Genomic DNA, 5412 nt, shown 5'->3' on the forward strand with positions numbered 1-5412 from the left:
GAACATCGATGAGATGTCATCACGGTGTCAGGACAACGTGATGAAGTGACTCCATCACAAGACACCTTCGGGGTCAAGCGATTTGTTCTTTATTAAGAACGATACGGATGGGATGGTCGATGATTGTATCACGAAAAAGAACTGAATCGCTCCCATCGGGTACGAAATCCGGCGCGCTAAGGCAATATTCTTCGCAGTGGTGGTCTCGGAGAAGATTGTTCTTCAAATGATCGTTCTTAAAAAAGAACGTTTGGATTGACTTCGGCGCGACTTCCGACCACATTCTTCATGTTCTCGAAGCATCCGTTTCCGAGAACCGCGGTGATTTGAAGAATGCAGCTTGCGCCGCGTGAACAAACGCTAAAGCGCCACGGAGCCGACCGCCTCGTGGTCCCCATCGAAGGATTGACGGTCATGATCGTTCCTCTCATCAACGCCCTCCTGCTCCGTATCGGACGTCGCCGCGCTCGCGGCGCCCGGGAAGATTGTCGCCTCTAGACATTGCGTCGACGACTTCGAACGCAAMGTTTTGCCGCGCGATCGTCGCGGCGTCTGGAGTATTTCGCCATGAAGCACAATGCGCACGTCATCGAAGCTGACGACCTCACCGCGGGTATCGTGGTTCCCGAGCGCGGCGGCTATCGTTTCTTCACCGCCGAGCGTCCCTTCAAGGATCTCGATGGCGTCGTCTTTCGCTCAATGGCCGAGGTCAATCGAGCCGTTCGCGAAAAGCTGCCCCGACGCCGAAGCGCGCGGTTAGCGCATTGATCAATTCAGAGCTTCTCGAACGTCTCACGTCAGCGCGTCGGCATTCGCTGCGAACCGTGCGATTGCAAAGGGAGACAGATCGATGTCGGTCTGTCCCTCGGCAATGAGCTGAGCCGCCGTCTCGCCGATGGCCGCCGAATGTTTGAAGCCATGGCCCGAGCAAGGCGAGAGGACGAGAATGCGTTCGGCGTCGGGGTGCCGATCGATCACAAAAGCCGAATCCGGAGTCACGGTGTAAAGACACGTCACGGCCCGAGCGGCGACCGGGTCAAGGCCGTTCAATCGTCCGGCAACATGCTCGGCGTACATAGCCCGCGATTCTTCAGCATCGACGACGCGCTTCATCGTCTCGGGTTCGACACGATCCCGATATTGCTCGCCGGCTGTCTTGATGGTGCCGCTACCGGGCAGGGAGGGAAACCCGTAGAAAAAGTCCTCAGCCCCGGCTCCGTGCGCCCAAATGAAAACCGGGCCGCTCTCCCACGCCGGCGCGAATTGCGCCTCGACGGGAAACCAGTTCATGAATTGGCGGCGCGGTGTAAGCAACGGTTGAAATGGCCCGCCGAGCAGCGCGGGGGCCCATGCACCAGCTGCGACGATCACGTGCTCGGCGTAAATGGTCTCGTCATCCGTTGCGATAGCAACGCCGCTTTCCATCTGATCGATGTTGCGCACTGTGGTTCCCAGCCGTGTCACACCACCAAGCTCTAGTCCGCGCTTAAGTTGCGCAGAGATGCATGCCTCCGGGCGAACGTAGCCACCACCGGGTTCGAAATAGCCGATCTCGTCTTCCCGCGGCGAGAATTGCGGATAGCGTGCGTGGATCTCAGCGGGATCGATGATCTCGTGCGGGATTCCGAAGCGCTCTGCAGTATCGCATGTCCGTTTCAGAAAGCCTTTTCGCAGTCCGTTGTCGCGACCTTCGCTTTGCGGCGCGATGACGAGGCAACCGCACTGAATCAAAAGACTTTCGCCGGTCTCGGCTTCGAGCTCACGCCAAATGTCGTGAGCTCGAAGGGCAAACGGGACATAGGCCTCACCCTCGCCGATGCCTTGACGGGTGATCCGCGTTTCGCCGTGGGTCGACCCCTGGTCATGCGGCGGTACGAACCGGTCGATGCCGACGACGYGGATTCCGCGTTTCGCCAATTGATAGAACGCCGCTGCGCCCATCGCTCCAAGGCCCACGACGGCGACATCAAATGAACGGCTGGGTGGCTTCATTGCGTATTCTCCCGGATGTCAGGCAACATCCTATCAGACCTCGGAGACGGCCGAACAGCCCATCAGCCGGGAAGCAATGAAGCACCCATTCTCGTGGCCGCGCGAGGCGACCCCGATGATGTTGGTTGCCTCTGCGTAGCCTTGGAATGAAAGCACACTACGCGTCAGTGGGCGATCAGGATGGGGTATTCGGATGCGGCGAGGACGTCTCGCGTTGCGCCGCCCATGATCCATTCTCGCGCACGGGAATGACCGTAACCGCCCATGACAATGAGATCCGCCGACATGCGCCGGGCCTGATCGAGGATGACGGCGCCGACGCTGCGACCCTCGCTTTCGACAAGATTGATTTCGACGGCAGTCCCATAGCGACCTAGGTGACGTGCGATGTCCGCCGCCGGAGCATTGCGGATCCCGTCGGTTTCGCTTCTGGGGTCGACGAGGAGGATGCCCGTTCGCGTGGCCTTGCGAATGATCGGCGTGGCTTCCGCAACAGCGCGCGCCGCCTCGCGCGAATCGCGCCAGCAAACGAGAACGCGGCGGATGGCGTCCGCGGGCTGCTTGTTCGGGGGCACGACGAGCACGCCGCGGCCGCTTCCAAAAAGTACCGCCTCGAATAGGTCGTCCCAATTGAGCTTCGGCTCGTCGCGATATGGTTGGCCGATGACGAATAGATCGCCGCATCGCGCGTCCGAGACGACGCGGCTCGATAGCAAGCCTGGGAGGTCTTCGATCCGCCGAACCTCGTTCGAAACTCCGAGCTTGCCGAAGCGCTCGACAAACTTCTGTTCGATCTGGTTCCCCCGCTGGCGCGTGTCCTCCTGAATCTGAACGAGGAGGCCCGCAGCCGCTGCCCCGCCGTCCATGGGCGCATAGGCGGCGTAGTCGGGAAGGGGGTTCGTGAACAACCCCGTGATATGAGACTGCAGAACCGACGCGATCGCCTCCGCCGTGCGCAGACGTGTCTCGTCTTCCGACGTCCCGTCCAAATGCACCAAGATATCTTTCATGATTCAACGTCTCCGCAATCGACCGGATCAACCGGCATCACGGACATAAATGGATCACGGCGGATGATTGGCGACCACTGTGCGCGATACAGCTAAGGTCAGTGGGCGGCGCATGGCTGCATGGCTCGCCGAGATACGCTGCGGACTGAGGTTTGATCGAAAATCAGACGCCACCGACTGAGCCGGTGGCGTTTGAAAGGTCGTCCGTTCAGCGGCCGACGAAGGGGGGGAGAACGTCGCTGCCGAAGCGATCGGAGTTCGAGCGTGGAGCCCCCATCCCGCCGGAGACATAGTTCGGACCATTTCGCTCGGACAGGGAGATCGGGCCCGGGTCGAGGAAACTGCGCTCTTGGGGATCGGTCACCGAAGATTTCGCAGCTTGAGCCACGGCGCGCGGATTCTTTGCCTTGGTCTGAGCCGCTGCCGCGGTCACGGCGAGAATGCTCAGTGCAGTTGCCGTAACGATACAAAGGCCGTTTGCTTTAATCTGGTCGAACATGAATGCCCCTTCTGAATATTGCCTGATCCTTAAACGACGGTCCGTCCGCCGCCATCCGGATTCAACCCGAGATCTTTTCAGGTGATATACTGATACGCGAGAGGTGAATAGAGCGTTTACGAAGATAAACCCTCTCTTTGACCTTGATCATTTCGACTTCTGGTTCGACAGTGAAGCTGCACAAGTCGATGTTGGGAAACTTTGTTTCACGAAGCTCCTGAACCTGTACAGTAAAGCGTGTTGTTGCACGCTCCAACGCGAAGAGCCGAGTACGATGGAGCGGCGTTCCGCTTTCCGAGTTTACCTGTTTGCGGTCTGCTGCGTGGCCGGCCTCGTCGGCTGCTCCCGTCCCGAGGGCCTGATGAAGCCTGTGCTGACGGCGGGCTCCGAGGGGACAGTCGTCCCTGTTCTCGTGGCAACGACACGCCGTCCGACGGCGGACGCGGGCATCTTGTTCACTGGCGAGCGTGGGAGCAGGTTATCGTTTGCTCAGATCGACGTTTCCGTCCCGCCGGGACATAAATCCGGTGAGATCGAGTGGCCGGATCGGAACCCGGGCGATCCATCGAAAAACTTCGTGACCACAAGTGTCGCGTCTTACGATCGTAAGGCATTCGTTGCACAGGTGAGAAAACTCGCGCCCAGCAGAGGCCGCCGAGTGATGGTGTTCATCCACGGCTACAACAACCGCTTCGACGACGCGGTCTATCGATTTGCGCAAATCTCGTACGACGCGAAAACGCCGGCTGTTCCCGTTCTCTTTACCTGGCCCTCACGCGGGCAATTGCTCGCCTATCCGTACGATCGCGAGAGCGCGACCTACTCTCGTGATGCGTTGGAGGCCCTGCTGCGAGATCTCGCGACCGATCCGAGCATTCAAGAAGTGAATGTGTTGGCGCATTCCATGGGAAATTGGGTGACGCTCGAGGCGCTTCGCCAGTTGGCTATTCGCAATGGCGAGATTCCGCGCAAGATTTCCAACGTCATGCTTGCCGCACCGGACGTGGATGTCGATGTCGCGCGCACTCAGGTCGCAGGGATGGGACACCGACTACCTCGCATTACGCTGTTTGTTTCGCAGGATGATCGCGCACTTGGAATATCGCGAGCGATCTCGGGCAGTACGGCGCGTCTCGGCGCCATCGATCCCGCGCAGGAACCCTACCGATCTGCGATCGAGGCGAGCCATATCAACGTGATCGATCTGACTGCTGTCAAAGCGGGCGATTCACTCAATCACGGGAAATTCGCAGAATCGCCGGAAGTCGTGCAGTTCATCGGCGCGCAATTGGCGTCCGGTCAGACTCTCGACGGCAAGCAGGCAGGCCTTGGTGAGCATATTGGGCTCGCCATTACGGGAGCCGCCGCAAAAGTCGGCGTCGCTGCGAGCGTCATCGTTACCGCCCCGATCGCCRTCATCGATCCCGCCAGCCGAGACGGTCTCGGCCAGCGCCTTGAATCACTCGCTCCGGCTGGCGACACCGGCGCCGAATTGGCACCGATCGAAACCACACAGGCCAGCGACGGCGTGCTGGCACCCCAGCGCAAGAAGCGCTGAGCATTTCTCTCACGCCGCAAGCGCTTCACTCTCATATCCCACCGCCAATAGCGCTTCGGTAATCTCATGAGCGTTGGCCGTGGAGCGCACGCGGATTTCCTGTGCCGGCAGATCGGTTTCAATTTCCGCTTTCGTATCGAGGGCTTTCACCGCCGTCGTGATCGTCGACGCGCAATGACCGCATGACATTCTCGGAATGCTGAAGCGAAGCATTATTGGTCCTTTCCATCGTTGGAATTTTGACGATGAACCTTCCCACGGTAGGAGGGTCAAGCGACTTATTCGGAGGCGAAGGTCTTGACCTTCCCATCGTTGGAAGCCCCAGATGGTGCCGGTCGACAATTCCACAGGAC

General features: G+C 59.5%; 6 protein-coding genes. 2 read left to right on the forward strand and 4 right to left on the reverse strand.

Going from position 1 to position 5412, the window contains the following annotated elements; all coding sequences use genetic code 11:
- Positions 1 to 567: 567 nt before the first annotated feature.
- Complete coding sequence (locus AC1DT3_RS11300) at positions 568 to 768, forward strand: hypothetical protein (RefSeq protein ID WP_477465351.1); 201 nt, start codon at positions 568 to 570, stop codon at positions 766 to 768.
- Positions 769 to 792: 24 nt separating this feature from the next.
- On the opposite strand, the gene solA is transcribed toward AC1DT3_RS11300, so the two are convergent.
- From solA to AC1DT3_RS11315, 3 genes are all read right to left on the reverse strand, one after another.
- On the reverse strand, positions 793 to 1992 hold the full coding sequence (gene solA / locus AC1DT3_RS11305) for an N-methyl-L-tryptophan oxidase (protein ID WP_477465352.1): 1200 nt from the start codon (positions 1990 to 1992) through the stop codon (positions 793 to 795).
- A gap of 164 nt (positions 1993 to 2156) precedes the next feature.
- Positions 2157 to 3002, reverse strand: coding sequence for a universal stress protein (locus tag AC1DT3_RS11310; RefSeq protein ID WP_477465353.1), 846 nt, complete (start codon positions 3000 to 3002; stop codon positions 2157 to 2159).
- 208 nt (positions 3003 to 3210) lie between these two features.
- Positions 3211 to 3501 carry a hypothetical protein gene (locus AC1DT3_RS11315; protein ID WP_477465354.1) on the reverse strand — a complete coding sequence of 97 codons (291 nt, stop codon included), beginning with the start codon at positions 3499 to 3501 and terminating at the stop codon, positions 3211 to 3213.
- A 274-nt stretch (positions 3502 to 3775) separates the two neighbouring features.
- Between AC1DT3_RS11315 and AC1DT3_RS11320 the strand changes: the two genes are divergently transcribed.
- Complete coding sequence (locus AC1DT3_RS11320; RefSeq protein ID WP_477465355.1) at positions 3776 to 5059, forward strand: alpha/beta hydrolase; 1284 nt, start codon at positions 3776 to 3778, stop codon at positions 5057 to 5059.
- Between the two features lie 9 nt (positions 5060 to 5068).
- Here the strand turns inward: AC1DT3_RS11320 and AC1DT3_RS11325 are convergent, their stop codons facing one another.
- Positions 5069 to 5272 (reverse strand): heavy-metal-associated domain-containing protein, encoded by a 204-nt coding sequence (locus tag AC1DT3_RS11325; RefSeq protein ID WP_477465356.1) that lies wholly within the window; start codon positions 5270 to 5272, stop codon positions 5069 to 5071.
- Positions 5273 to 5412 lie beyond the last annotated feature (140 nt).

Source organism: Microvirga sp. P4_G7, from assembly GCF_056401005.1.